Origin of the sequence: Pseudomonas mandelii, from assembly GCF_002251635.1 — a bacterium.
GTDB lineage: Bacteria > Pseudomonadota > Gammaproteobacteria > Pseudomonadales > Pseudomonadaceae > Aquipseudomonas > Aquipseudomonas mandelii_B.
In genome coordinates, this window is the sequence record NZ_NMOJ01000154.1 from 21,030 (window position 1) to 46,650 (window position 25,621).

General features: G+C 60.6%; 22 protein-coding genes. 12 read left to right on the forward strand and 10 right to left on the reverse strand.

Features of this window, described 5'->3' with window-relative positions:
* Positions 1–59: 59 nt before the first annotated feature.
* The 5 genes from rarD to B7L09_RS19995 all read right to left on the reverse strand — a co-directional run bounded on the left by rarD (position 60) and on the right by B7L09_RS19995 (position 5,927).
* Positions 60–947, reverse strand: coding sequence for an EamA family transporter RarD (rarD, locus tag B7L09_RS19975; protein ID WP_094470307.1), 888 nt, complete (start codon positions 945–947; stop codon positions 60–62).
* Between the two features lie 168 nt (positions 948–1,115).
* Positions 1,116–2,090 carry a serine/threonine protein kinase gene (locus B7L09_RS19980; RefSeq protein WP_094470308.1) on the reverse strand — a complete coding sequence of 325 codons (975 nt, stop codon included), beginning with the start codon at positions 2,088–2,090 and terminating at the stop codon, positions 1,116–1,118.
* Between the two features lie 183 nt (positions 2,091–2,273).
* Positions 2,274–4,175, reverse strand: coding sequence for a PhoX family protein (locus tag B7L09_RS19985; protein ID WP_094470309.1), 1,902 nt, complete (start codon positions 4,173–4,175; stop codon positions 2,274–2,276).
* A 58-nt stretch (positions 4,176–4,233) separates the two neighbouring features.
* The gene (locus B7L09_RS19990; protein WP_094470310.1) at positions 4,234–4,998 is read right to left on the reverse strand and encodes a TOBE domain-containing protein; all 765 of its coding nucleotides are present in this window, start codon (positions 4,996–4,998) and stop codon (positions 4,234–4,236) included.
* Positions 4,999–5,186: 188 nt separating this feature from the next.
* Entirely contained in the window at positions 5,187–5,927 is a 741-nt protein-coding gene (locus B7L09_RS19995; protein WP_094470311.1) for a ComF family protein, read from the reverse strand.
* A gap of 91 nt (positions 5,928–6,018) precedes the next feature.
* Between B7L09_RS19995 and bioB the strand changes: the two genes are divergently transcribed.
* From bioB to B7L09_RS20045, 10 genes are all read left to right on the forward strand, one after another.
* Complete coding sequence (gene bioB / locus B7L09_RS20000) at positions 6,019–7,074, forward strand: biotin synthase BioB (protein WP_058415231.1); 1,056 nt, start codon at positions 6,019–6,021, stop codon at positions 7,072–7,074.
* 166 nt (positions 7,075–7,240) lie between these two features.
* Positions 7,241–8,419 carry an 8-amino-7-oxononanoate synthase gene (gene bioF / locus B7L09_RS20005; RefSeq protein WP_094470312.1) on the forward strand — a complete coding sequence of 393 codons (1,179 nt, stop codon included), beginning with the start codon at positions 7,241–7,243 and terminating at the stop codon, positions 8,417–8,419.
* On the forward strand, positions 8,412–9,143 hold the full coding sequence (locus tag B7L09_RS20010; RefSeq protein WP_094470313.1) for an alpha/beta fold hydrolase: 732 nt from the start codon (positions 8,412–8,414) through the stop codon (positions 9,141–9,143). Before bioF ends, B7L09_RS20010 begins: the two co-directional genes overlap by 8 nt.
* The gene (bioC, locus tag B7L09_RS20015; protein WP_094470314.1) at positions 9,136–9,948 is read left to right on the forward strand and encodes a malonyl-ACP O-methyltransferase BioC; all 813 of its coding nucleotides are present in this window, start codon (positions 9,136–9,138) and stop codon (positions 9,946–9,948) included. Before B7L09_RS20010 ends, bioC begins: the two co-directional genes overlap by 8 nt.
* Positions 9,945–10,625, forward strand: coding sequence for a dethiobiotin synthase (gene bioD, locus B7L09_RS20020; RefSeq protein WP_094470315.1), 681 nt, complete (start codon positions 9,945–9,947; stop codon positions 10,623–10,625). Before bioC ends, bioD begins: the two co-directional genes overlap by 4 nt.
* A 106-nt stretch (positions 10,626–10,731) precedes the next feature.
* Positions 10,732–11,028: a pyrroloquinoline quinone biosynthesis protein PqqE gene (locus tag B7L09_RS20025; protein WP_094470316.1), complete on the forward strand. Its 297-nt coding sequence runs from the start codon at positions 10,732–10,734 to the stop codon at positions 11,026–11,028.
* Between the two features lie 276 nt (positions 11,029–11,304).
* A complete protein-coding gene (locus B7L09_RS20030; protein WP_094470317.1) occupies positions 11,305–13,110 on the forward strand; it encodes a phenylacyl-CoA dehydrogenase in 1,806 nt (601 codons plus the stop codon).
* A 241-nt stretch (positions 13,111–13,351) separates the two neighbouring features.
* Positions 13,352–14,641 (forward strand): GGDEF domain-containing protein, encoded by a 1,290-nt coding sequence (locus B7L09_RS20035; protein ID WP_094470318.1) that lies wholly within the window; start codon positions 13,352–13,354, stop codon positions 14,639–14,641.
* Positions 14,642–14,731: 90 nt separating this feature from the next.
* The gene (locus tag B7L09_RS20040; RefSeq protein ID WP_094470319.1) at positions 14,732–16,528 is read left to right on the forward strand and encodes an acyl-CoA dehydrogenase C-terminal domain-containing protein; all 1,797 of its coding nucleotides are present in this window, start codon (positions 14,732–14,734) and stop codon (positions 16,526–16,528) included.
* 263 nt (positions 16,529–16,791) lie between these two features.
* Positions 16,792–18,570, forward strand: a complete 1,779-nt coding sequence (locus tag B7L09_RS20045; RefSeq protein ID WP_094470320.1) for an acyl-CoA dehydrogenase C-terminal domain-containing protein — start codon at positions 16,792–16,794, stop codon at positions 18,568–18,570.
* Between the two features lie 227 nt (positions 18,571–18,797).
* On the opposite strand, the gene B7L09_RS20050 is transcribed toward B7L09_RS20045, so the two are convergent.
* Positions 18,798–19,727, reverse strand: coding sequence for a LysR family transcriptional regulator (locus B7L09_RS20050; RefSeq protein WP_094470321.1), 930 nt, complete (start codon positions 19,725–19,727; stop codon positions 18,798–18,800).
* A 169-nt stretch (positions 19,728–19,896) separates the two neighbouring features.
* On the opposite strand from B7L09_RS20050, the gene B7L09_RS20055 reads away from it, so the two are divergent.
* Together B7L09_RS20055 and B7L09_RS20060 are read left to right on the forward strand one after the other, a co-directional pair.
* Entirely contained in the window at positions 19,897–21,138 is a 1,242-nt protein-coding gene (locus B7L09_RS20055) for an aspartate aminotransferase family protein (RefSeq protein ID WP_094470322.1), read from the forward strand.
* A gap of 209 nt (positions 21,139–21,347) precedes the next feature.
* Positions 21,348–21,506, forward strand: coding sequence for a YqaE/Pmp3 family membrane protein (locus tag B7L09_RS20060; RefSeq protein WP_007904205.1), 159 nt, complete (start codon positions 21,348–21,350; stop codon positions 21,504–21,506).
* A 115-nt stretch (positions 21,507–21,621) separates the two neighbouring features.
* Here the strand turns inward: B7L09_RS20060 and B7L09_RS20065 are convergent, their stop codons facing one another.
* The 4 genes from B7L09_RS20065 to pqqC form a co-directional block, all read right to left on the reverse strand.
* The gene (locus tag B7L09_RS20065; protein WP_094470323.1) at positions 21,622–23,442 is read right to left on the reverse strand and encodes a S9 family peptidase; all 1,821 of its coding nucleotides are present in this window, start codon (positions 23,440–23,442) and stop codon (positions 21,622–21,624) included.
* On the reverse strand, positions 23,408–24,550 hold the full coding sequence (gene pqqE, locus B7L09_RS20070; RefSeq protein ID WP_176457738.1) for a pyrroloquinoline quinone biosynthesis protein PqqE: 1,143 nt from the start codon (positions 24,548–24,550) through the stop codon (positions 23,408–23,410). The genes B7L09_RS20065 and pqqE overlap by 35 nt, the downstream gene beginning before the upstream one ends.
* A 4-nt stretch (positions 24,551–24,554) precedes the next feature.
* Positions 24,555–24,830 carry a pyrroloquinoline quinone biosynthesis peptide chaperone PqqD gene (pqqD, locus tag B7L09_RS20075; protein ID WP_094470325.1) on the reverse strand — a complete coding sequence of 92 codons (276 nt, stop codon included), beginning with the start codon at positions 24,828–24,830 and terminating at the stop codon, positions 24,555–24,557.
* Positions 24,827–25,579 carry a pyrroloquinoline-quinone synthase PqqC gene (gene pqqC / locus B7L09_RS20080; RefSeq protein ID WP_094470326.1) on the reverse strand — a complete coding sequence of 251 codons (753 nt, stop codon included), beginning with the start codon at positions 25,577–25,579 and terminating at the stop codon, positions 24,827–24,829. The genes pqqD and pqqC overlap by 4 nt, the downstream gene beginning before the upstream one ends.
* Positions 25,580–25,621 lie beyond the last annotated feature (42 nt).

Sequence of the window (25,621 nt, forward strand, 5' to 3'; positions counted from 1 at the left end):
GGGAAGGATCCATGCAGGCCACGAAGGACGTGGCTCGCAGAGGTTTGTGTGTTTTTTGATCAGCTGCGGCGACGCATACTGATCACCGCATCGACGCTGTAAACCGCCAGGCCGGCCCAGATAAAGATAAACGCGACCAGCGTGCTGGACGACAAATGCTCGCCAAACAGCAGCACGGCTTGCAACAGCACCAGCGTCGGCGCCAAGTACTGCAAAAAGCCCAGCGCGGTGTAGGGCAAATGCCGTGCGGCGGCGTTGAAACACACCAGCGGGATCAGCGTCACCGGGCCTGCGGCCACCAGCCACCAGGCTTCGGATGTGGTCCAGAACTCGGGTTGAGCACTCATGGCTGTCTGATTGAACANCAACCAGGCCACGGCAATCGGCACCAGCATCCAGGTTTCCACCACCAGCCCCGGCAGCGCCTTGACCGGCGCCTGCTTGCGGATCAAGCCGTAAAAGCCAAAGGTCAGCGCCAGCACCAGCGACACCCACGGCAAACTGCCGACTTGCCACACCTGTTGCGCCACACCTACCGCTGCCAGCCCGACGGCCATCCACTGCAAGCGCCGCAGGCGTTCGCCGAGGATCAACATCCCCAGCAGCACGTTTACCAGAGGGTTGATGTAGTAACCGAGGCTGGCTTCGAGCATGCGCCCGTTGTTCACCGACCAGACGTAGGTCAGCCAGTTGGCCGCAATCAGTGTGCCGCTCAGGGCCAGGACCGCCAGGCGTTTCGGGTTGTCCCGCAGCTCCTGCCACCAGCCCGGATGTTTCCAGACCATCAGCAACAAACCGCCGAACAGCGCGGACCACAACACACGGTGCACGATGATCTCTGCGGCGGGAACACTGGCGATGGCTTTGAAATAGAGCGGGAACAGACCCCAGATGACATAGGCACTCAGGCCCAGGATGTACCCCTTGCGGGGGTTGGCGGCTTGCATTGCAGAATCCTTGCTTAGGCAGCTAACAAAGAGGGGATTGTAAGGAGATTTGTTTGCGGATGTCCTGCCTGATTAGGTTGGGCNTTGAGAACATCACCTTGGTGCTACTGATGCACCGAGTTGTTTGCATCGCCGGCAAGCCAGCTCCCACAAGAAGCAGCGTCAGGGTCAGAACAGTTTCAGCGGTTCTTCATTGAGAGCCGACAGCTGCTCACGCAACGCCAGCACCTGATCACCCCAATACCGCTCGCTGCCGAACCACGGGAAGCTGTGAGGAAACGCCGGGTCATCCCAGCGCCGTGCCAGCCAGGCGCTGTAGTGCATCAGGCGCAAGGCGCGCAGCGGTTCGATGAGTGCCAGTTCGCGCGGGTCGAAGTCGTGGAACTCCTGATAGCCGTCCATCAATTCCGACAGCTGGCCCAGGCATTCCTGACGGTCCCCTGCGAGCATCATCCACAGGTCCTGGACGGCCGGGCCCATGCGGCAGTCATCGAGGTCGACGATATGGAACATCTCATCGCGGCACATCATGTTGCCGGGGTGGCAATCGCCGTGCATGCGGATGTTCTTGTGCGGCGTGGCCTTGTACACCTCTTCCACACGCTTGAGCAGGTCGCGGGCCACGGACTCGTACGCCGGCAGCAGGCTCTTGGGAATGAAATTGCCTTCGAGCAAGGTGGTCAGCGAATCGTGACCGAAATTCTTCACGCCCAGTGCTTCACGGTGTTCGAACGGCTTGGTCGCACCGACGGCGTGCAGCCTGCCGAGCAGTTGGCCCAGGCGATACAGCTGATCGAGATTACCCGGCTCCGGCGCACGGCCACCACGGCGTGGAAACAGGGTGAANCGAAACCCGGCGTGTTCGTGCAGGCTGGCACCGTTGTGAATCATCGGCGCCACCACTGGCACGTCGCACTCGGCGAGTTCGAAGGTGAACTGGTGCTCTTCGAGAATCGCTTCGTTGGTCCAGCGNTGGGGCCGGTAGAACTTGGCGATCAGCGGTTCGGAGTCTTCGATGCCCACCTGATACACACGGTTTTCGTAGCTGTTGAGCGCCAGAACGCGAGCATCGCTGAGAAAGCCGATACTTTCGACAGCGTCGAGTACCAGGTCGGGGGTGAGTGTTGCAAACGGGTGGGCCATGCTGACTCCTGCGCGCAGCAGGCTGCCGCGTCCGGCCAAGCATGGTAGCGCAGACGGGGCGTCTTTAGTGTTAAGGCTTGAGTCGTGTGTTGTTTTGGCTGACGCCATCGCGGGCAAGCCCGCTCCCANAGTGTGCACACTCTGGAACCCTGTGGGAACGGGCTTGCCCGCGAAGAGGCCCGATCAGGCGCCGACGATCCCGCCATCCTCACGGGAAATCGCCATCACCGAAGACCGCGGTTTGCCATTGGGCAGATGCTCTGGGAACGTCGACCCGCCGTTCTCCCCCGGATGCTGAATCCCCACGAACAGCGTCTTCTGATCCGGCGAAAAGCTGATCCCCGTGACCTCACACGCCACCGGCCCGACCATGAAACGGCGAATTTCGCCGGTCGTCGGGTCGGCACACAGCATCTGGTTATTGCCCATGCCGGCGAAGTCGCCCGCGTTGCTGTAGTCGCCGTCGGTCAGAATCCACAACCGCCCGGCCTTGTCGAAGCCCAGGCCATCCGGGCTGTTGAACATGTTCTGTGGCGTGATGTTCGACGAACCGCCCTTCGGCGTGCCGGCGTGGACGCCCGGGTTGCCGGCGACCACAAACAGGTCCCAGGCAAAGCTTTTCGAGCCGTGATCGTCGCGGTCAGTGCGCCAGCGCAAAATCTGCCCGTAGACGTTCTTCTCGCGCGGGTTCGGCCCGCCCACAGGTTGGCCGTCTTCGCCGCGCTTGGCGTTGTTGGTGAGCGTGCAGTAGACCTGGCCATCGGTGGGGCTGACCACGATCCATTCCGGGCGGTCCATGCGGGTGGCTTTCACCACACTGGCGGCCAGGCGTGCATGGATCAGCACTTCGGCCTGGCTGGCGAAACCGCTGCTGGCGTCGATGCCGTTTTTGCCGTGGGTCAGNTCGATCCATTCGCCCTTGCCTTTGGGGTGATCAGCGTTGCCGTCGCCCGCATCGAAGCGCGCCACGTACAAGGTGCCGTGGTCCAGCAGGTCGCGGTTGGCCTTGGGGTTTTTGTGGTTGATTTTGTCGCGGCTGACGAACTTGTAGATGAACTCACCGCGNTCGTCGTCGCCCATGTACACCACGGCACGCCCGTCATGGGTTTCAGCCAGCGCAGCGTTTTCATGTTTGAAGCGGCCCAGCGCGGTCCGTTTGACCGGCGTCGATTGCGGATCGAACGGGTCGATTTCCACGACCCAGCCGTGACGGTTGAGCTCGTTCGGATTTTTCGCCAGGTCGAACCGCTCATCGTGTTGATGCCAGTTGATCTCTTTGCTGGCCGCCACTGCGCCGTAGCGCTTCTGCGCGGCATCGAACTTCTGCTCGGCATTGCTGCTGCCGAAGCAGTCGGTGAAGTTCTCTTCGCACGTCAGATAAGTGCCCCACGGCGTCTTGCCGTTGGCGCAGTTCTGGAAGGTGCCGAGCACGTTTTTGCCGGTTTTNTCGGCGCTGGTTTTCACCAGTGCGTGGCCGGCAGCCGGGCCGCTCAGGCTGATCGGTGCGTTGCCGTGAATGCGCCGGTTGTAGCGCGAGCCCTGGACGAATTGCCACTGGCCGTTCTTGCGTTGCACTTCGATCACCGACACGCCTTCGCAGGCCAGTGCCTTGTGCACCTCTTGCGCAGACTGCGGCGCACCGCCGTGGGCGTAGAGGTAACGGTAGTTGGTGTATTCGTTGTTGATCGCCATGAGTGCGCGGTTGTCGTCGCCAGGGAAGGCGAACAGGCTCATGCCGTCGTTGTTGTCACCGAACTGGACTTCCTGCTGCTCGGCGGTGCCGTTACCGCTCGGGTCAAAGGCCGGGCCATTCTTGTGCAGCGGCTGGCCCCAACTGATCAACACCGAGGCGGTGTAGCCGGGCGGCAAGGTGATGGCGTCGCTGGTGGCGGCGGGGATGCTGTCAAAACCCAACAGTTTGCTGGAGCCTGCGCTGACACTCGCGGCCAGCACGCTGCGGCTCAGCAGGTTGCCACCGAGGAACATGGCCGCACCGCAGAGGGCGCCGGCGCTGATGAAACCACGGCGACTTAGGCCGACCATTTTNTCGAGGTCAGTGGCTTGGTTTTCTTCTAATAGGCTCACATCAGGCTCCCTGCTGGTTTTTGCAGCCACCTTAAAGAGCAATCATGAAGCTTATGTTTCAGAGCGGTGTACCAAGCAATACGTTGGACGGCGCAAACTGCACCCGCACCGGTTTGTCGGTGGCAAGACCCTGGCTTTTCAGGTGCTGCGGCTCGGCCAGCGCGCAGAGAGTCTGGCCGTTGGGCAGGCCAATGCGCACTTCGCTGGGGCCGTCTTGGGCGTCGAGTATTTGTTCGATGGTGCCATTCAGGACGTTGTTGCCCGGTGTTGCTTGTTGATCGATGCCCAGCAACTCCAGCCAACCGGCCTTGATCAGGGCCACGACTTCGGTGCCGGTCCCCAGCTCCAGGCGCAGGGTGCTGTCGTGCGTGATCTGCGCATCGAGGGTTAAGCCTTCGACCAGTTCGAGGCCAATCCGGTCGTTGTGCCCCTGGTTATCGATCGCGACGACCTTGCCGTGCAATTGATTGCGCGCGCTGGTTCTGAGCATCAGCCGACCGAGCAGGTCCAGGTCGCTGGCATCTTCGGCAGCTTCCAGTATCTGGGCCTGCAAGGCTTGCAGCTTTTGATAGAGGCGCAGCACTCGCTGGCCTTCGCTTGACAGCTTGGCGCCGCCGCCGCCCTTGCCGCCGACGCTGCGTTCGACCAGTGGTTTCTGCGCGAGGTTGTTCAGCTCATCGATAGCGTCCCACGCCGCCTTGTAACTCAGCCCCGCACTTTTCGCGGCTCGGGTGATCGAGCCCTGTTCGGCGATGTGCTGCAGCAACGCGATGCGCTGCGGGCGACGGACAATGTGCTGGGACAACAAGGTGGGCAAGGACATGGCGAGGCGCTTTGGGCTGTGGCGATGGGGAGGACGTTGGCGGCTGGAAGCCTGGGAGTCAAGTCAGCCCATTTTCCCTGTGGGAGCGAGCTTGCTCGCGATGAGGCCATCACAGTCACCATTGATATGTGTGATACACCGCCATCGCGAGCAGGCTCGCTCCCACAGGTTTTGTGCATGGCTTTACGTCAGTTTGCGTCACCGGGTTTGGGTGTGCGGGCCAGGCAATAAACATCGACCCGTGCCGCGCCCGCATCCATCAACAGGCGAGCCAGGGCCTGAGCCGTGGCACCGGTGGTCAGCACGTCGTCCACTATCGCCAGATGCCGACCCTTGATGGACGCATCAGGCCCCAGGGCAAAGGCATTGCGCAGGTTCTTTTTGCGCGCATCGGCATTCAGGTCCTGTTGCGCGCTGGTGTCCTGAATCCTCAGCAGCAGTTTTTCATCGCAAGGGATGTCGAGGCTGCTACTGAGCCAGCGGGCGAGCATCGCGGCCTGGTTGAAACCCCGTTGACGCAGGCGTTTTGCAGCCAGCGGAACAGGGACCAGAGCGTCGGGCCGATCAAGGTCCTCATCGAAGCGATGTTGCAGGAACTGCGCGAGAAGTTCGCCGAGAAGGCGGCCAAACGGCCACTTGGCGCTGTGCTTGAAGCGCGTGATCAATGTGTCCACCGGAAAGCTGTACGTCCAGGGCGCGGCGACCCGCTCGAAAGCCGGCGCCAGCTTTAAACAGGGGCTGCACGTCAGGCCCGACGCAGGCAAGGGCAGGGCGCAGGTCTGACAGTGATCGCCCAGCCAGGGCAGGTCGGTTTCACAGGCCATGCAGATGGGCCTGACGTCTTCGGTGGCTTCGCTGCAGAGCAAGCAGTGTTGGTTATTGTTTAACCAGATGTAAACCGGTCCTACGTATCGTGGTTGACAGCGCATCACTCTTCCTTAAATATGCCGAGCATCCGTGTCGTGCCTGTGGGTATTGCCCTTCCCCAGTGAAAGCCCAAGCATAATCAAGGAATCGCCCATGAGCGCCAGCACCACTGCCACCCTGCGTCACGATTGGTCCTTAGCCGAAGTCAAAGCGCTGTTTGTACAGCCCTTCAATGACCTGTTGTTCCAGGCGCAGACCGTGCACCGCGCGCATTTCGACGCCAACCGGGTGCAGGTGTCGACCTTGCTGTCGATCAAAACCGGCGCCTGCCCGGAAGATTGCAAATATTGTCCGCAGTCGGGCCACTACAACACCGGCCTGGAAAAAGAAAAGCTGATGGAGGTGCAGAAGGTCCTCGAAGAGGCCGCTCGCGCCAAGGCCATCGGTTCGACCCGCTTCTGCATGGGCGCCGCCTGGAAACACCCGTCGGCCAAAGACATGCCGTACGTGCTTGAAATGGTCAAAGGCGTGAAGGCCATGGGCCTGGAAACCTGCATGACCCTCGGTCGTCTCGACCAGGACCAGACTGAAGCCCTGGCCCAGGCCGGCCTCGACTACTACAACCACAACCTCGACACCTCGCCCGAGTTCTACGGCAGCATCATCACCACCCGCACCTACGGCGAGCGCCTGCAAACCCTGGCTTATGTGCGCGATTCCGGGATGAAAATCTGCTCGGGTGGCATCCTCGGCATGGGCGAGTCCCTCGACGACCGCGCCAACCTGCTGATCCAGTTGGCCAACCTGCCGGAGCATCCGGAGTCGGTGCCGATCAATATGCTGGTGAAGGTAGCCGGTACGCCGCTGGAAAACGCCGAAGACATCGACCCGTTCGACTTCATCCGCATGCTGGCGGTGGCGCGCATCCTGATGCCGCAATCCCATGTGCGCCTGTCGGCCGGTCGTGAGGCGATGAACGAGCAGATGCAGGCCCTGGCGTTTTTCGCCGGTGCCAATTCGATCTTCTACGGCGACAAGTTGCTGACCACCGCCAACCCGCAGGCAGACAAGGACATGCAACTGTTCTCGCGCCTGGGGATCCTGCCGGAAGCGCGCGAAGAACACGCGGACGAAGTGCATCAGGCGGCCATTGAACAGGCACTGGTTGAGCAGAAGAGCAGCGAGCAGTTTTACAACGCGGCTGTCTGACCCGCCACAAATCCAATGTGGGAGCGGGCTTGCTCGCGAATGCGGAGTTTCAGTGCGAATGCGGAGTTTCAGTCACCATCCATGTTGGATGTGACGGCCCCTTCGCGAGCAAGCCCGCTCCCACACTGGGATTGGGTGCATACCCATATTGATCTTCGAGGCCTGCATGTCTTTCGATCTCGCCGCACGCCTTGCTGCCCGTCGTGCCGAAAACCTTTACCGCCAGCGCCCCCTGCTCGAAAGCCCTCAAGGCCCGGAAGTGGTGGTCGACGGTCAGCCGTTGCTGGCGTTCTGCAACAACGACTACCTGGGCCTGGCCAATCACCCNCAAGTGATCGAAGCCTGGCGCGCCGGCGCTGCTCGTTGGGGCGTNGGNGGTGGCGCTTCGCACTTGGTGGTGGGCCATGCCACGCCGCACCACGAACTGGAAGAAGCCCTCGCCGACCTGACCGGTCGCCCGCGTGCACTGCTGTTTACCACTGGCTATATGGCCAACCTCGGTGCGGTCACTGCGTTGGTGGGGCAGGGCGATACGGTGCTGGAAGACCGCCTCAATCACGCTTCGTTGCTGGATGCCGGTTTGTTGTCCGGCGCACGTTTCAATCGCTATCTGCACAACGACGCGGCCAGTCTGGCCAAACGGCTGGAGAGGGCGACCGGCAATACGCTGGTGGTCACCGATGGGGTATTCAGCATGGACGGCGACCTGGCTGACCTGCCAGCGTTGGCCCGGGAAACCAAGGCCAAAGGCGCCTGGTTGATGGTGGACGACGCCCATGGTTTTGGCCCGTTGGGCGCAAAGGGTGGCGGGATCGTCGAGCATTTCGGCCTGAGCCAGGAGGACGTGCCGGTGCTGGTCGGCACCCTGGGCAAAGCGTTTGGCACCGCCGGGGCGTTTGTGGCGGGCAGCGAAGAGCTGATCGAGAGCCTGATCCAGTTCGCCCGGCCGTATATCTACACCACCAGCCAACCGCCGGCATTGGCCTGTGCAACCTTGAAGAGCCTCGAGCTGCTGCGCACCGAACAGTGGCGACGCGAGCACCTCAATAACCTGATCCGCCAGTTCCGCCGGGGCGCCGAGCAGATCGGCCTGGCATTGATGGACAGCTTTACGCCGATCCAGCCGATCATGATCGGCGACAGCGCCAAGGCCATGCGCCTGTCACAGATGTTGCGCGAGCGCGGNCTGATGGTCACGGCGATTCGTCCGCCCACCGTGCCCGCCGGCAGCGCCCGTCTGCGCGTGACCCTGACCGCCGCCCACAGCGAGGCGCAGGTGCAGCTATTGTTGAATGGACTGGCCGATTGTTTCCAACAACTTGGACCGGAGCCAAACCATGCGTGATCGACTGATTCTGCTGCCCGGTTGGGGCCTCGGAATTTCACCGCTGGAGCCTTTGGCGGCCGCCTTGCAGGGGCTGGATGAGCATCTGCGGGTCGAAATCGAGCCGTTGCCGGAACTGGAATCGAGCGAGCTCGAAGAATGGCTCGATGAGCTGGATTCGACGATCCCGCAGGACGTCTGGCTCGGTGGCTGGTCCCTCGGCGGCATGCTTGCGTCTGAACTGGCGGCGCGTCGTGGTGATCGTTGCTGCGGCTTGCTGACCCTGGCGAGCAACCCTTCTTTTGTCGCCCATGAGCAATGGCCGAGCGCGATGCACGGCGAAACCTTCGACGCGTTTCTCGCCGGTTGCAAGGCTGATCCGCGGATGACGTTGAAGCGTTTTTCACTCCTTTGCGCTCAAGGCTCGGAAGATCCTCGCGGGCTTTCGCGGTTGTTGCTCGGTGGGGCGCCGCATACCTCTGAAGCGGTGCTGATGAGCGGATTGGAAGTGCTCGCACAACTGGATACCCGCCAGGCGTTGCAGGCATTCCGCGGTCCGCAACTGCATTTGTTCGCCGGCCTCGACGGGCTGGTCCCGGCCGAAGCGGCCGGAGAACTTCTGGCCTTGCTGCCGGACGTCGAAATCGGTCTGATTGAACAGGCCAGCCATGCGTTTCTTCTGGAAGACCCCCACGGTGTGGCGGGGGCGATCCAGGCCTTTTTNCACGAGTGCGTTGATGACTGATTTATCCCACCCCTCACTGCCGGGTGCCTTGCCGGACAAGCGCCAGGTGGCGGCGTCGTTTTCCCGTGCGGCGGCCAGTTACGACAGCGTGGCCGAATTGCAGCGCGATGTCGGTAGCCAGTTGTTGAGTCGTTTACCGGGTGAATGTGTGCCGGGTGTCTGGCTGGATCTGGGTTGCGGCACCGGGCATTTCAGCCGGGCATTGGGCGAGCGATTTCCTGCAGGTCACGGACTGGCAATGGACATCGCCGAAGGCATGCTCAACCACGCCAGGCCTTTGGGTGGCGCCAGCCATTTCATCGCCGGGGATGCAGAGCGTTTGCCGTTGCAGGATTCGACCTGTGATCTGATCTTCTCCAGCCTGGCGGTGCAGTGGTGCGCGGATTTCGAGTCGGTGCTCAGTGAGGCGTATCGGGCCCTGAAACCGGGCGGGATTTTCGCGTTTGCTAGTCTTTGCGTAGGGACGTTGTTTGAGTTGCGTGACAGCTGGCGTCAAGTGGATGGCATGGTGCACGTCAATCGCTTCCGCGAGTTGGGCGTTTATCAACATTTGTGCGCGTCCAGTGGCTTGAAGGTGGTCAGCCTGCAAACCCGTGCGCATGTGTTGCATTACCCGGACGTGCGCAGCCTGACGCATGAACTCAAGGCGTTGGGCGCACACAATTTGAACCCCGGTCGGCCGGGCGGTTTGACCGGTCGGGCGCGGATCCTCGGCTTGGTCGAGGCGTATGAGCAGTTTCGTCAGGCCGAAGGATTGCCGGCGACTTATCAAGTGGTCTACGCCGTGTTGGAGAAACCTCTATGAGCGCCGCTTACTTCATCACGGGCACCGACACTGATGTCGGCAAGACCACCATCGCCGCCGGCCTGCTACATGCCGCACGGTCGGCGGGCATGAGTACGGCGGCGGGCAAGCCGGTCGCTTCCGGCTGTGATGTGACGCCCAAGGGGTTGCGTAATTCCGATGCGCTGGCGTTGCTGGCTGAGTGCTCACTGCCGCTGACTTATGCACAGGTCAACCCGGTGGCGTTCGAGCCGCCGATCGCTCCGCACCTGGCCGCGCGGGAAGCAGGTGTGGCGCTGACGGTGCAATCGCTGTTGACGCCGATGCTCGACATTCTCGACATGCTGGCGGATTTCACCTTGATCGAAGGCGCCGGCGGCTGGCGCGTGCCGTTGGCGGATCAGGACAATCTGTCGGACCTGGCAATGGCGCTGGGCCTGCCGGTGATCCTTGTGGTTGGGGTGCGCTTGGGCTGTATCAATCATGCGCTGCTGACGGCCGAGGCGATTGCCCAGGACGGTTTACAGCTGGCGGGTTGGGTGGCCAATATCATCGATCCGAAAACCTCGCGCCTGGAAGAGAACCTAGCGACTCTCGCCGAGCGGATTCCTGCGCCTTGTCTTGGACGAGTGCCGAAACTCAAATCGGTGACAGCAGAAGCGGTGGCGGAACATTTGCAGCTGGATTTGCTGGATTGAGGTTTTGCCTATGACAAGTCACTGTGCCATTAGTGTTTTTGTCGGGCCTTTTGCCATCATGTCTGGTTCAATGGCCGCAGTTAATCCTTTGTAGGACGAGTTCCCTATGGAAATCTCAGGAAACACCGCTTTTTATGCCGGTCTGAGCACTATTCAGACAGGACAGAACCGTGTCGATCAGGCATCCGGCCAGATCGCCAGCAGCACCATCGAGCGTGCGGTGACCAGCCAGTCTTCCGACGTTCAGGTAGACCGCCTGCGTTCGGTTGACCGCAGCCAGCAATCGGACCTGGCCAGCAATATGGTCGAGATGGCCCAGGGCAAGTTTCANGTNGAGCTGGGCGCCAAAGTCGCCAAGGCTTCNNATGAAATGCTTGGCACGTTGATCGATACCTTCGCTTGATCCCTCGCTGAACCCGTCCTGCCAACGCCGCGACTATTCGCGGCGTTTTTGTGCGTAAGTCCTTCACCCTCAACTAATCTTTCCTGCAGGGCCTGTTGCGTTGTCAACGGCGGCCGCGTGGCTGCGTGTCCGGCAATTGGCGGCGTGATGACGAACGGCAAAAGATCGGCGCTTGACAAGATTTGGGCGTAAACGTATGTTTCAAACAACTGTTTGACCGTCACAACAAATCCACGCGGTTGTTCATCCCAGATACATCAGCAGAGGTTTATCGCTATGCCTGACTACAAGGCCCCCTTGCGTGATATTCGCTTCGTTCGTGACGAACTGCTCGGCTATGAAGCGCACTATCAGAGCCTGCCGGCTTGCCAGGACGCTACCCCGGACATGGTTGACGCCATTCTCGAGGAAGGCGCCAAGTTTTGTGAGCAAGTGCTGGCACCGTTGAACCGCGTGGGTGACATCGAAGGGTGCACCTGGAGCGAGTCAGGCGTTAAGACCCCTGCTGGTTTCAAAGAAGCCTACAAACAATTCGTCGAAGGCGGCTGGCCAAGCCTGGCCCACGACGTGGAGCACGGCGGCCAAGGCTTGCCGGAATCCCTGGGCCTGGCCGTCAGCGAAATGGTCGGTGAAGCCAACTGGTCGTGGGGCATGTACCCAGGCCTGTCCCACGGTGCAATGAACACTATCTCCGAGCACGGCACCCTGGAACAGCAGGACGCTTACCTGACCAAACTGGTCTCGGGTGAGTGGACCGGCACCATGTGCCTGACCGAGCCCCACTGCGGTACCGACCTGGGCATGCTGCGCACCAAGGCCGAGCCTCAGGCGGACGGTTCCTACAAAGTCTCCGGCACCAAGATCTTCATCTCGGCCGGTGAGCACGACATGGCAGACAACATCGTCCACATCGTGCTGGCTCGCCTGCCGGACGCACCGGCCGGCACCAAAGGCATTTCGCTGTTCATCGTGCCGAAGTTCATGCCGAACGCAGACGGTTCGATCGGCGCACGCAACGCCGTGAGCTGTGGTTCCCTGGAACACAAAATGGGCATTCACGGCAACGCCACCTGCGTGATGAACTTCGACGCGGCCACCGGTTTCCTGATCGGCCCGGCGAACAAAGGCCTGAACTGCATGTTCACCTTTATGAACACCGCTCGCCTGGGCACTGCACTGCAAGGCCTGGCCCACGCTGAAATCGGCTTCCAGGGCGGCCTGAAATACGCTCGCGATCGTCTGCAAATGCGCTCCCTGACTGGCCCGAAAGCGCCGGACAAAGCCGCTGACCCGATCATCGTGCACCCTGACGTGCGCCGNATGCTGCTGACCATGAAAGCCTTCGCCGAAGGCAACCGTGCGATGGTGTACTTCACCGCCAAGCAAGTGGACATCGTCAAGTACGGCACCGACGACGAAGCCAAGAAACAGGCCGACGGCCTGCTGGCATTCATGACGCCGATCGCCAAGGCATTCATGACCGAAGTCGGTTTTGAATCCGCCAACCACGGCGTTCAGATCTACGGCGGCCACGGCTTTATCGCCGAGTGGGGCATGGAGCAGAACGTTCGCGACAGCCGCATTTCGATGCTGTACGAAGGCACCACCGGCATTCAGGCGCTGGACCTGCTCGGCCGTAAAGTGCTGATGACTCAAGGCGAAGCGCTCAAGGGCTTCACCAAGATCGTGCACAAGTTCTGCCAGACCAACGAAGGCAACGAGGCGGTCAAAGAGTTCGTCGAGCCATTGGCTGCGCTGAACAAAGAATGGGGCGAGCTGACCATGAAGGTCGGTATGGCCGCCATGAAGGATCGCGAAGAAGTCGGCGCGGCGTCGGTGGACTACCTGATGTACTCCGGTTACGCCTGCCTTGCCTACTTCTGGGCTGACATGGCGCGCCTGGCTGCCGAGAAACTGGCTGCCGGCACCACTGAAGAGGCGTTCTACACCGCCAAGCTGCAGACGGCGCGCTTCTACTTCCAGCGCATTCTGCCGCGTACCCGCACCCACGTTGCAACCATGCTGTCGGGCGCCAGCAACCTGATGGACATGAAAGAAGAAGACTTCGNNCTGGGCTACTAAGCCTTAACGCTGTTCTTCATAAAGCCGCTACGCCTTCGGGGGTAGCGGCTTTTTTGTTTGAAAAATAGTAAAACCAGCCGCCCACGACCTCTGATGGCATAACCGTCACTGGCCACCCGGCCTGCGGCCAGTGACGCTGCCTCTAAAAAAACCTGACAAATCGCTCAGTAAGTCGGCTTTTCTGCCGTTACAGTAGGTGGGCACAATGCCATCTATTGTCATGACGGTCGGAGCTTTACCCTTGCCGCGTTCTTCCGCTGTACGTTTCAGCCATTTCCTACCGTCATTACTGCTTTTACTTGCGGGGCTTGCGGCCGCCTACATCAAGGACCTCAACGTCTTCTTCACCTCGCTGTTCAACGTGTTGCCTACCCTTGTGCTGTTGCTCGGCGGTTCGTACTGCGCGGTGTATCGACGNCAGCGCGAACTGTTTCTGATGGTGACGGTGTACATCGCCTACTTTCTGCTCGACACCCAGACCGATTATTACCGCGACAACGGCAAGGTCCGTGAAGACGCAGCAGTGGTGTTCCACCTGTGTTGCCTGTTACTGCCGCTGTTGTTCGGCGTGTTCGCCGCCTGGCAGGAACGCACTCATTTATTTCAGGACATGGTGGCGCGCTTCGCGGTATTGCTGGCCGTCGGCAGTGTCGCGTTGGGGCTGGAGCAAAGTTATCCCCAGGCCTTATTGATGTGGCTGTCGGAAATCCGCTGGCCAGCGCTGCATGGCGCCTGGATGAGCCTGATCCAGCTGTCCTATCCCGTGTTCATCGCCTCGTTCCTGCTGCTGAGTTGGCAATACTGGCGTAACCCGAGACCCTTGCACGCCGCACAACTCGTCGGTTTGCTCGGGTTGTTCTGGGCGTTGCCGAAAACCTTCATCCTGCCGTTTACCCTGAACATCATGTGCAGTCAGGTGATGCTAATGATTGCCGCTGCTGTGGCGCATGANGCCTATCAAATGGCCTTTCGTGATGAGCTCACCGGCTTGCCGGGCCGCCGGGCGCTCAACGAGCGTATGCAGCGGCTGGGGCGCAATTATGTGTTGGCGATGAGTGACGTCGATCACTTCAAACGGTTCAACGACACTCACGGTCATGACGTCGGCGACCAGGTCTTGCGACTGGTCGCCAGCAAGCTGTCGAAAATCGGCGGAGGCGGTAGGGCGTATCGCTACGGCGGTGAGGAATTTGCCCTGGTATTCGCGGGCAAGACACTGGAAGAGTGCATGCCGCACCTGGAAGTCATCCGCGAGTCCATCGCCACGTACAACATTCAACTGCGCAACCAAGACGCCCGCCCGCAGGACGACCAGCAAGGTCGTCAGCGTCGCGCAGGGCCGGGCGCTACAAGCGTGTCGGTGACTGTGAGCATCGGCGTTGCTGAGCGCGTGGAGCAGCGTACCCCCGAAAAAGTGCTCAAGTCCGCTGACGAAGCGCTCTACAGCGCCAAGGGCGCCGGGCGAAATTGTGTGGTGGCCTTCGGTCAGACTCGCCGTGGCGCGGTGCGCATGGACGCCGCTGCGGGTTGAGTGATGATGGCGCATTCAGCGTCTGGACTGTGATTGTGAGGCAGGGTGGGCAGCAGTAGGTTTGAACGATCTGCTGCCGGAGACATCGCCATGCCTGAGTACAAAGCTCCCCTGCGCGACATGCGCTTTCTGATCGACAACGTGTTTGATTTCCACGCTAATTACGCCGCGCTGGGCGCCACCGACGCGAGCCCGGACATGGTCAATGCGATCCTCGAAGAAGGGGCGAAGTTCTGCGAGAACGTTCTCGCACCGTTGAATCGCTCCGGCGACGAAGAAGGCTGCCATTTCGACAACGGCGTGGTGACAACGCCTACAGGCTTCAAGCAGGCTTTCGCACAGTACGTGGAAGGTGGCTGGCACGGTCTGGCAGCTGATCCGGCGTATGGCGGCCAGGGTTTGCCGAGTTCACTGGGCCTGGTCATCAGTGAAATGGTCGGATCGAGCAATACCTCGTGGGGCATGTACCCCGGCCTGACCCACGGCGCAATGTCGGCCATCCACGCCCACGGCACCGACGATCAGAAGAACACCTACCTGAGCAAACTGACGGCTGGTCAATGGACCGGCACCATGTGCCTGACCGAGGCGCATTGCGGCACTGACCTGGGCATCATCAAAACCCGCGCCGTCCCTTCAGCCGACGGCAGCTACGCGATTTCCGGCAGCAAGATCTTCATCTCGGCCGGCGAACACGACATGAGCGACAACATCATTCATCTGGTGTTGGCGAAACTGCCGGATGCTCCGGCAGGCACCAAGGGTATTTCCCTGTTCATCGTTCCCAAATTCCTACCCGATGCCGAAGGTGAAGCCGGCAAGCGCAACGGCGTTTCCTGCGGCTCGATCGAACACAAAATGGGCATCAAGGCCTCGGCTACCTGCGTGCTGAACTTCGACGAGGCCAAGGGCTTCTTGATCGGCGAGCCGAACAAAGGCCTCAACTGCATGTTCACCATGATGAACCACGCACGCCTGGGCACTGGCATGCAGGGCCTGTGTAATGGCGAGACAAGCTTCCAGGGCGCGATCAAGTACGCCAACGATCGCCTGCAAATGCGTTCGCTGACCGGCGCCAAAGCCCCGGACAAAGCCGCCGACCCGATCATCGTGCACGCCGATGTGCGCCGCATGTTGCTGACCATGAAAGCCTTCAANGAAGGCAACCGCGCGCTGACNTATTTCACCGCGCAGCTGCTGGACGTGGCGCACCTGAGCCCCGATGAAACGGCGCGTCAGGACGCCGAAGACCTGTTGGCCTTCCTGACGCCGATCTGCAAAGCCTTTATGACCGAAACCGGGCTGGAAGTGACCAACCACGGCATGCAGGTATTCGGCGGCCATGGCTACATTCGCGAATGGGGCATGGAGCAGTTGGTTCGCGACTGCCGGATTGCGCCGATCTACGAAGGCACCAATGGCATTCAGGCGCTGGATTTGCTCGGGCGCAAAGTGCTCGGCAGCCAAGGCAAATTGCTGCGCGGGTTTACCAAGATCGTGCATAAGTTCTGTGCGGCGAATGCCGAGCATCCGCAGCTCAAGGCCCATGTGGNGCAACTCAATGAGTTGAATCAGCAGTGGGGCGAGTTGACCGCCAAGGTCGGCATGGCTGCGATGAAGAATCCGGATGAAGTCGGTGCGGCGTCCGTGGATTACTTGATGTACAGCGGTTACATCATCCTCGGCTATCTGTGGCTGCACATGGCGCTGGTGGCTCAGGCGCAACTCGACGCGGGCAGCGGCGATGCCGATTATTGCCAGGGGAAACTGGCAACCAGCGAGTTTTACTTCAAGCGTTTGCTGCCACGCACTGCCGCTCATCGCGCGGCGATAGAGGCTGGAAGTGATTGCCTGATGAAGCTGCCGGCGGAGTTGTTTGCGCTCTGACGATTGTTAAAAGCTTCGCGGGCAAGCCTCGCTCCTACAGGTCGGTGTCGTTCACGGGGTATGCGTGACCCCAACTGTAGGAGCGAGGCTTGCCGCGAATACGTTCTGGCAGGCGAGAGCTGCTCAGCTGAAATACTGATGACTAAAAATTACAAAACGGTCACGGCCTGACCCTATGTGTCGCAAAAGTTGTTGGGTTACACTCGGACCCAACGAAAACATCATTCCCACGAATCACCTGTTTAGATCTTGCGAGGTTTGCCATGGCTGACTACAAAGCGCCCCTGCGCGATATGCGCTTCGTCCTCAATGAAGTCTTCGAGGTCGCCAAACTCTGGGCGGAGCTGCCTGCGCTGGCCGAGACCGTTGATGCTGAAACCGTCGAAGCCATCCTCGAAGAAGCCGGCAAGGTCACCAGCAAAAGCATCGCGCCCCTGAGCCGTGCAGCTGACGAAGAAGGTTGCCATTGGGCGGACGGAGCCGTCACCACGCCGGCCGGTTTCCCACAGGCTTATCAGACTTATGCCGAAGGCGGCTGGGTCGGTGTCGGTGGCGATCCGACCTACGGCGGCATGGGCATGCCCAAGGCCGTGTCGGCGCAAGTCGAAGAAATGGTCAACTCCGCCAGCCTGTCGTTCGGTCTGTACCCGATGCTGACCGCCGGTGCCTGCCTGTCGATCAACGCCCACGCCAGTGAAGAACTGAAAGCCGCGTACCTGCCGAACATGTACGCCGGCGTGTGGGCCGGTTCCATGTGCCTGACGGAAGCGCATGCCGGGACTGACCTGGGGATGATCCGCACCAAAGCTGAGCCTCAGACGGACGGTTCCTACAAGATCAGCGGCACCAAGATCTTTATCACCGGCGGCGAACACGACCTTACCGAAAACATTATCCACCTGGTGCTGGCCAAGCTGCCGGATGCGCCGGCGGGCCCCAAGGGCATCTCGCTGTTCCTGGTGCCGAAGTTCATGGTNAATGCCGATGGCAGCCTGGGCGCGCGTAACCCTTTGAGCTGCGGTTCGATTGAACACAAGATGGGCATCCAGGCCTCCGCGACGTGCGTGATGAACTTCGACGAAGCCGTGGGTTACCTGGTCGGCGAGCCGAACAAAGGTCTGGCGGCGATGTTCACCATGATGAACTACGAGCGTCTGGGCGTCGGTATCCAGGGCCTGGCCACCGGCGAGCGCTCGTACCAGAACGCCGTCGAATACGCCCGCGACCGTCTGCAAAGCCGTTCGCCGACCGGCGCGCAGAACAAAGACAAAGTCGCTGACCCGATCATCGTCCACCCGGACGTGCGTCGTATGCTGCTGACCATGAAAGCCTCGAACGAAGGCGGCCGTGCATTCTCCACCTACGTGGCCATGCAACTGGACACCGCTAAGTTCAGCGAAGACGCGACCGTCCGCAAACGCGCGGAAGATCTGGTTGCACTGCTGACGCCAGTCGCCAAGGCGTTCCTGACAGACCTCGGTCTGGAAACCACCGTGCACGGCCAGCAGGTTTTTGGCGGCCACGGTTACATCCGTGAGTGGGGCCAGGAACAACTGGTACGCGACGTGCGCATTACCCAGATCTACGAAGGCACCAACGGCATTCAGGCGCTGGACCTGGTGGGACGCAAGATCGTCGGCACGGGTGGGGCGTTCTACAACCTGTTCGCGGATGAAATTCGTCATTTCACGGCCACCGCCAGCGCAGACCTCGCGGAGTTCACCAAGCCGCTGAACGATGCCGTCACCACCCTCGACGAGCTGACTTTGTGGTTGCTGGACCGGGCGAAAAGCAACCCGAACGAAATCGGCGCGGCGTCGGTCGAGTACCTGCAAGCCTTCGGTTACGTGGCTTACGCCTACATGTGGGCGCTGATGGCCAAGGCGGCCTTCGGCAAAGAAGCGCAGGAAGATTTCTATGCGAGCAAGCTGGGCACGGCGCGGTTCTATTTCGCCCGTCTGCTGCCGCGTATTCACTCGCTGAGTGCGTCGGTGAAGGCGGGGAGCGAATCGCTGTTCCTGCTGGACGCCGGACAGTTCTGACCCGATAGCGTCATGTAAGCATTCTCTTACATGACGTGCTGCTGTTCTCCCATAGGCGAAGATTGGATCCACGGATAATCTACTTCACATGGACGTCGCGCAGGAAGCGCAAAGCAACAACACGGACACGTAGGATTCTGCCAGGACGGCGGAGTGAAATGGATGTCAGGGAAACAATCTGCAAAGCCCCGCTTCGGCGGGGTTTTCTTTTGCCCGCAGAAAAGTATTCAGCGCAGCCCGTCGAGCGCAGTCGAGCTGTTCAAACGGTCGTCCGGCCTGTTCATCACTTCTTCCAACAGCGTGCGCAATAGGGCCAGCGAGGCTTGTTGCCGCTGCACATCCCGACACACCAATCCGACTTTCAGCGGCACACGCGGCTCGGTCAGCGGTTTCCAGAGCAGTTCATTGTTGCCGAGCGCCTTTTGCGAGCGCCCGGGCAGTACGGTGGCCAGCCGGGTGTGGGGCAGACTGTCGAGAATCCCCGCCATGTTGTTCAGTTCCGCCTGAACCTGCGGCCGTCGTCCCAGATTGGCCAGTTGTGTCTGCCAGATCTGCCGCACTTGAAATTCTTCACCCAGCAACAGCATGGGCAACTCGGCCGCCTGACTCATCGAGACTTTCTTGAATTCACGCAACGGATGGTCCGCCGGGATGACCAGGGTCAGTTCATCTTCGTACAGCATGACGCCATGCAACCCCGGTTGACGGGGCGGCAGGTAGCTGATGCCGATGTCGAGCGACCCATTGAGCAGTCGCCGCTCGATTTCCAGGCCCGTCAATTCATAGATCTGCACCACCAGATGCGGTTGCGCCTTGCGCACGCGTTCGAGCATCTGCGGGACCAGGCTGGTGTGCACGGTTTGCAGTACGCCAATGGCCAAGGTGCGCATCGCCTGGCCCTTGAAGTTGCGCANGGCTTCGCGTGCCCGTTGCAGGCCATCGAGCAAGGGCAGGGCGTGGTTGTACAAAGTGTGGGCAGCCAGTGTGGGCAGCAGGCGCTTGCTGCTGCGNTCGAACAGGCTCACATCGAGGTTTTGTTCGAGCTGGCGAATCTGCTGGGACAGTGCCGGTTGGGAGATCGAAAGTCGCTCGGCCGCCCGGCCGACGTGGCCTTCCTCATACACCGCGACGAAATAACGCAGTTGCTTGAAATCCATAAGGTGCGCTTATCGAAAATGCTGGGAAATCGAAATGGCTCAACGCCGTGCCTGAGCCTAGTCTAACCGCATTCACAAGGCTTACAGGGCCAGAGCGCACGATGAATACCGTTTACGTCGATGGTGTTTACATAGGTAAGGCAAAAAACCTCACGCGGGGTTTCAGCCAATGAATTTGTTCAACTTGCGTCGTACTCAACCGAGCCTCGACGATTTGGTCGTCGACACTTTCCAACCCTCCAGACGCGACAACCTTTCCAGCGAGTGTCTGATGCCCAGTGTCGAGCGGCTGAAGCAGATTTTTGTCCGTGGCCAAGGCTCCTGGCTGTGGGACAGCGATGACCGCGCTTTCCTGGATTTCTCGCAGGGTGGTGGCGCCAATAGCCTGGGCCACAGTCCTTCGGTGCTGGTCAACGCGATCTCGGAACAGGCTAAATCGCTGATCAACCCGGGGTTCGCGCTGCATAACCGCGGCATGCTCAACCTTGCCGAGCGGCTCTGCACCAGCACCGGCAGTGATCAAGCGTACCTGCTCAACAGCGGCAACGAAGCCTGTGAGGCCGCGATTCAACTGGCGCGTCAATGGGGTCAACGACATCGCAGCGGGGCTTCACGGATCATCGTTGCCAGCAACGGCTGCCATGGCCGTAGTCCCGTGACGATTTCAGCGTCGAACTTTCACTACGTTCACTTCAATGATCTTGCGGCGATTCACGCGGCGGTCGATGCCCGGACCGTGGCAATCCTGCTCGAACCGATCCAGAGCGACGCCGGGGTGATTCCGGCCACCGAGCATTACCTCAAGGGTGTCGAACGCCTGTGCCGGGAACTGGGTATTTTGTTGATCCTCGACGAAGTGCAAACCGGTATTGGGCGTTGCGGCACCTTGCTTGCCGAACAACAGTACGGCGTGCGCGCCGACATCGTGACCCTGGGCAAAGGGCTCGGCGGCGGCGTGCCACTGGCCGCGTTGTTGGCGCGAGGCAAGGCTTGCTGCTTCGAGGTGGGCGAACTGAGCGGAACTCATCATGGCAATGCCCTGATGACGGCGGCCGGTCTTGCCGTGCTCAACACTATTCAGGACAAGGGTTTTCTCGATCATGTGGGCGAAACCGGCCAGCACCTGCGCGAAGGACTGAGTCGTTTGTCCCACCGCTACGGTCACGGCCAACTGCGCGGGCAAGGGCTGCTCTGGGGGCTGACCCTGTCCGACGATTCGGCTGATGCCGTAGTCAAATCAGCCTTGTACGAAGGCTTGTTGCTCGACGCCCCGCAACCTGACTGCCTGCGCTTTACTCCGGCCCTCACGGTCAGCAAAAGCAACATCGACGAAATGCTCGTACGCCTGGCCCGCGCCTTTTCCCGCGTACGCACCGCACAACTGCAGTGCCGCAAAGGGATTGCGGTCTGATCAGACTTTTCCCGCACGAATTACAGAACCGTCTCGCGGTAATAACGCATCGCGCCACGTTTGATTCTTTTCGCGTGGGGCGTTTTTTTGTCTCCGCGTTTTGCCAAATGCCAATCGGAGCTTGAGCAACCGCGCTGAACCCTGACGAACGGCGCAGGTCGATTAGCTGTAGGGCTTTCATGAGCCCACTTCAAATCAGGAGCTGCCCCATGGATTTCATTCGCATCATCATTGCCATTCTGTTGCCACCACTGGGCGTGTTTCTGCAAGTCGGTTTCGCCGGTGCGTTCTGGCTGAATATTCTGCTGACGTTGTGCGGTTACATTCCGGGGATCGTGCATGCGGTGTACATCATCGCCAAGCGCTGAGTTCATCGGCGCCAGATAGACCACCATCGCGAGCAGGCTCGCTCCCACAGGGGATTTGGACCGTTCACAAATCCAATGTGGGAGGGCACCGCAGTTTTTGATCCAAGCGCCGACTTCAGTCCGCCATCACCCGCCGATAAAACAACCATTCCTGCTCCAGCGCATGGGCCTGGTTCCCCGCCTTGCGAAAGCCATGACGTTCGTCCGCGTAGTAATGCGCATCCACCAGAATACCGTTGTCCTGTAGCGCCGTGACCATGTCGCGGGTCTGTTGCGGCACCACCACGGCGTCCAGCTCGCCCTGAAAGAAAATCACCGGAACACTGATGTTGCTCGCATGCAGCAGCGGCGTTCGTGCGGCATAGCGTTCGGCATCCTCTTCCGGATCACCAATCAGCCAATCCAGATAATCGCCTTCGAACTTGTGGGTCGCCCGGCCCAGTGCCACGGGATCGCTGACACCGTAAAGGCTGGCGCCAGCGCGGAAGACGTTGTGAAAGGCCAACGCACAAAGCGTGGTGTAACCGCCGGCACTGCCGCCGCGGATAAATGCCTTGTTACCGTCGATCAATCCTCGTTCGGCAAGATGAGCGACTACGGCGCAGGCATCCTCTACATCGACTTCGCCCCAACTCAAATGCAGCGCCTGGCGATATGCCCGGCCATAGCCACTGCTGCCACGGTAATTGAGGTCGGCCACGGCGAAGCCGCGTTGCGCCCAGTATTGAATACGTGGATCGAGCATCGGGTAGCAGGCCGAGGTCGGGCCGCCGTGGATAAACACCACCAGCGGCGGTTTCGCCTCGCCGGTCATCGCCGGATAGAAAAAGCCGTGGGCCTCGCCCGAACCGCTCGGATAACGCAAGGTTTGCGGGACGCTGATGTGCTCGGCGGGCAACGGTGCAATCCCGCCAGCCAGGACTTTGACCTGGCGGGTATCGCGCTCGATTGCGATCACCGCCGACGAACTGATTGGCGATGCCGCGATGCAGTAGATGAATTGCTCATCCAGTGCGAGATGACGAAAACGGCTGTAATCACCGGTGAACTCTTCAGCGGCGTCACCGCAAATGCCCAGTTTGCCAAACCCGCCTTCGGTCCAGCTGGCCAGATAGCTGCTTTCACCCAGCGGCAACCAGGTGCTGCCACCCAGCTGCCACGGCGCCGGGCCATGATCGGCTGCGGTACTCGGCAACGGACTCAGGCCCTCTGCGGATTCCGCCCAAGGCTGCCAGTAGCCGCCGCGATCCGTCAGGCAAAACAGACGTCCGTCGCTGTCGAAACGCGGTTGTTGCAGTGACTCCTGCACGCCGTCGCCCGCCACACAACGCGGTTGAGCAAAACCCCCATCGTTCTGGCGCTCGGCAACCATCAGACGAGTGGCGGTCCATGGCTGATCCGGGCGGCTCCATTCGATCCACGCCAATCGTTGCGAGTCCGGACTCAGCGTCGGCGCGGCATAGAAATCGGCGCCTTCGGCCAGCAGGTGACGCTGGCCGTCAGCCACATCAATCGCCACCAGACGATGCCGATCCCGGTTTTCTTCAACCGCCCAAACCTGTCCGTTGGCAAACTGCAGATCGCCGTAACGGCATTCCCCGGAGGTCAGCGCCTCAGGCGTCTCGCCCGCCAGCGATTGTCGATAGAGTTGCTGGTCCGCTTCGTTGACGAAAACAATCCCGTCATCCGTCAGACAAAACGCGCCACCGCCATATTCATACACCCGACTGCGCACGCTGAAACCGGCTGGCGTCAGGCAACGGGCCTGGCCGTCGCGCCAATGCCAGATCCTGCAGGCGGCATCCTCGGGGCGGTATTCGTTCCAGAACAGGCCATGCTGGCCGACCAGCAACTCGGCGAAGTCGATACCGGCGGCGACGGCCCGGGAAGCGCTGAAGGGTTCAGCTTTTAGCGATGAGGCGTGAATTTCGTTCATTGCGAAAGGCCAGTTGTTCGATGGTCTGGGTGGCATGTTCGGCCTCTTCCCGCGCTTGCAGGATGATGCCGTGCTGCTCGGACTTGCTGCACACCGGGTCGGCATTGCTCGCGTCGCCCGTGAGCATGAACGCCTGGCAACGGCAGCCGCCAAAGTCCTTTTCTTTTTCATCGCATGAACGGCAAGGCTCGGGCATCCAGTCGTAGCCGCGAAAGCGGTTGAAGCCAAACGAGTCGTACCAGATGTGCTGCATGCTGTGGTCACGCACATTGGGAAATTGCACCGGCATCTGTCGGGCACCGTGGCAGGGCAGGGCAGTGCCGTCCGGCGTTACCGTCAGAAAAATGCTGCCCCAGCCATTCATGCAGGCTTTCGGGCGTTCCTCGTAATAATCCGGTGTGACGAAAATCAGCTTGCACGGGTGGCCTTCGGCCTCCAGCTTGGCGCGGTACTCGTTGGTGATACGTTCGGCGCGCACCAGCTGTTCTTTAGTCGGCAGCAACCCCACACGATTGAGCTGCGCCCAGCCATAGAACTGGCAGGTGGCGAGCTCGACGAAGTCTGCTTCCAGTGCGATGCACAGCTCGATGATGCGGTCGATTTTATCGATATTGTGCCGATGGGTGACGAAGTTCAGCACCATCGGATAGCCATGCGCTTTCACTGCGCGGGCCATTTCGAGTTTTTGCGCGAAGGCTTTTTTCGAGCCTGCCAGCAAGTTGTTCACCTGCTCATCGCTGGCCTGGAAGCTGATCTGGATATGGTCCAGGCCGGCTTTCTTGAAGTCACTGATCTTCTGCTCAGTGAGGCCAATGCCGGAGGTAATCAGGTTGGTGTAGAAGCCCAGCTTACGCGCTTCGGCGATCAGCTCGGCAAGGTCCTGGCGCACCAGCGGTTCACCGCCGGAGAAGCCCAATTGCGCAGCGCCCATNTCCCGGGCTTCGCGGAACACTTTGATCCACTGCTCAGTGCTCAGTTCTTTGCCTTGTTCGGCGAAGTCCAGCGGGTTGGAGCAGTACGGACATTGCAGCGGACAGCGGTACGTCAGCTCGGCCAGCAGCCACAGCGGCAGGCCGATTTCAGGTTTTGGCGGTAACGTGCCTGACATGGAATCAGGCAAGTTCGATCCAGTGCTGAGCACGGGCGACCTCCATGAATTGCTCGATGTCCTCAGCGAGCTCAGGCACGCCAGGGAATTGTTTATCCAGCTCGGCGATGATCGCCGCTACGTCGCGCTCGCCGTCGATCAAACCGCCGATCAGCGCGGCGCTTTCATTGAGTTTGATCATGCCTTCCGGGTACAGCAGCACATGACCTTTCTGCGCCGGTTCGTACTGATAGCGGTAGCCCTGACGCCAGGTCGGAATCTTGCTGCGATCNAANCTCATANGGTGATCCCTTTATGCCAGACCCGCTGCTCGGTCACGCTGTGATAGGGCGGGCGGTTCAGTTCATAGGCCATGCTCATGGCATCCAGCATGCTCCACAGAATGTCCAATTTGAACTGGAGAATTTCCAGCATGCGCTCCTGGCCTTCACGCGTCGTGTAGTGCTGCAAGGTGATGGTCAGACCGTGCTCGACATCACGGCGNGCCTGGCCCAGGCGGGTGCGGAAATACTCATAACCGGCAGGGTCGATCCACGGGTAGTGCTGCGGCCAGCTGTCGAGGCGCGACTGGTGGATCTGCGGCGCGAACAGTTCGGTCAGTGAGCTGCTGGCGGCTTCTTGCCAGCTGGCGCGGCGGGCGAAGTTGACGTAGGCGTCCACGGCGAACCGCACGCCAGGCAATACCAACTCCTGCGAGCGCAGCTGATCCGGGTCGAGGCCGACCGCCTGACCCAAACGCAGCCAGGCTTCGATGCCGCCATCTTCACCGGGGGCGCCGTCGTGGTCGAGCAGGCGCTGGATCCACTCGCGGCGGATTTCGCGGTCCGGGCAGTTGGCNAGGATCGCGGCGTCCTTCAAGGGGATGTTCACCTGATAGTAAAAACGGTTGGCGACCCAGCCCTGGATCTGCTCGCGGGAGGCGCGGCCTTCATACATCGCCACGTGGTACGGGTGATGGATATGGTAGAAGGCGCCCTTGGCNCGCAGGGCCGCTTCGAATTCGGCGGGGGACATTGGGGTGTCAGTCATTGCGGTTCTCCGGGGAATCTTCGGTGTCTGGTCTGGCCGCAT

Excerpts from the sequence above, each read along its gene's own strand:
- B7L09_RS19990 (WP_094470310.1), bottom strand. The coding sequence starts at position 4,998 with ATGTCCTTGCCCACCTTGTTGTCCCAGCACATTGTCCGTCGCCCGCAG.
- B7L09_RS19995 (WP_094470311.1), bottom strand. The coding sequence starts at position 5,927 with ATGCGCTGTCAACCACGATACGTAGGACCGGTTTACATCTGGTTAAAC.
- bioB (WP_058415231.1), top strand. The coding sequence starts at position 6,019 with ATGAGCGCCAGCACCACTGCCACCCTGCGTCACGATTGGTCCTTAGCC.
- bioC (WP_094470314.1), top strand. The coding sequence starts at position 9,136 with ATGACTGATTTATCCCACCCCTCACTGCCGGGTGCCTTGCCGGACAAG.
- bioD (WP_094470315.1), top strand. The coding sequence starts at position 9,945 with ATGAGCGCCGCTTACTTCATCACGGGCACCGACACTGATGTCGGCAAG.
- B7L09_RS20055 (WP_094470322.1), top strand. The coding sequence starts at position 19,897 with ATGAATTTGTTCAACTTGCGTCGTACTCAACCGAGCCTCGACGATTTG.
- B7L09_RS20060 (WP_007904205.1), top strand. The coding sequence starts at position 21,348 with ATGGATTTCATTCGCATCATCATTGCCATTCTGTTGCCACCACTGGGC.
- B7L09_RS20065 (WP_094470323.1), bottom strand. The coding sequence starts at position 23,442 with ATGAACGAAATTCACGCCTCATCGCTAAAAGCTGAACCCTTCAGCGCT.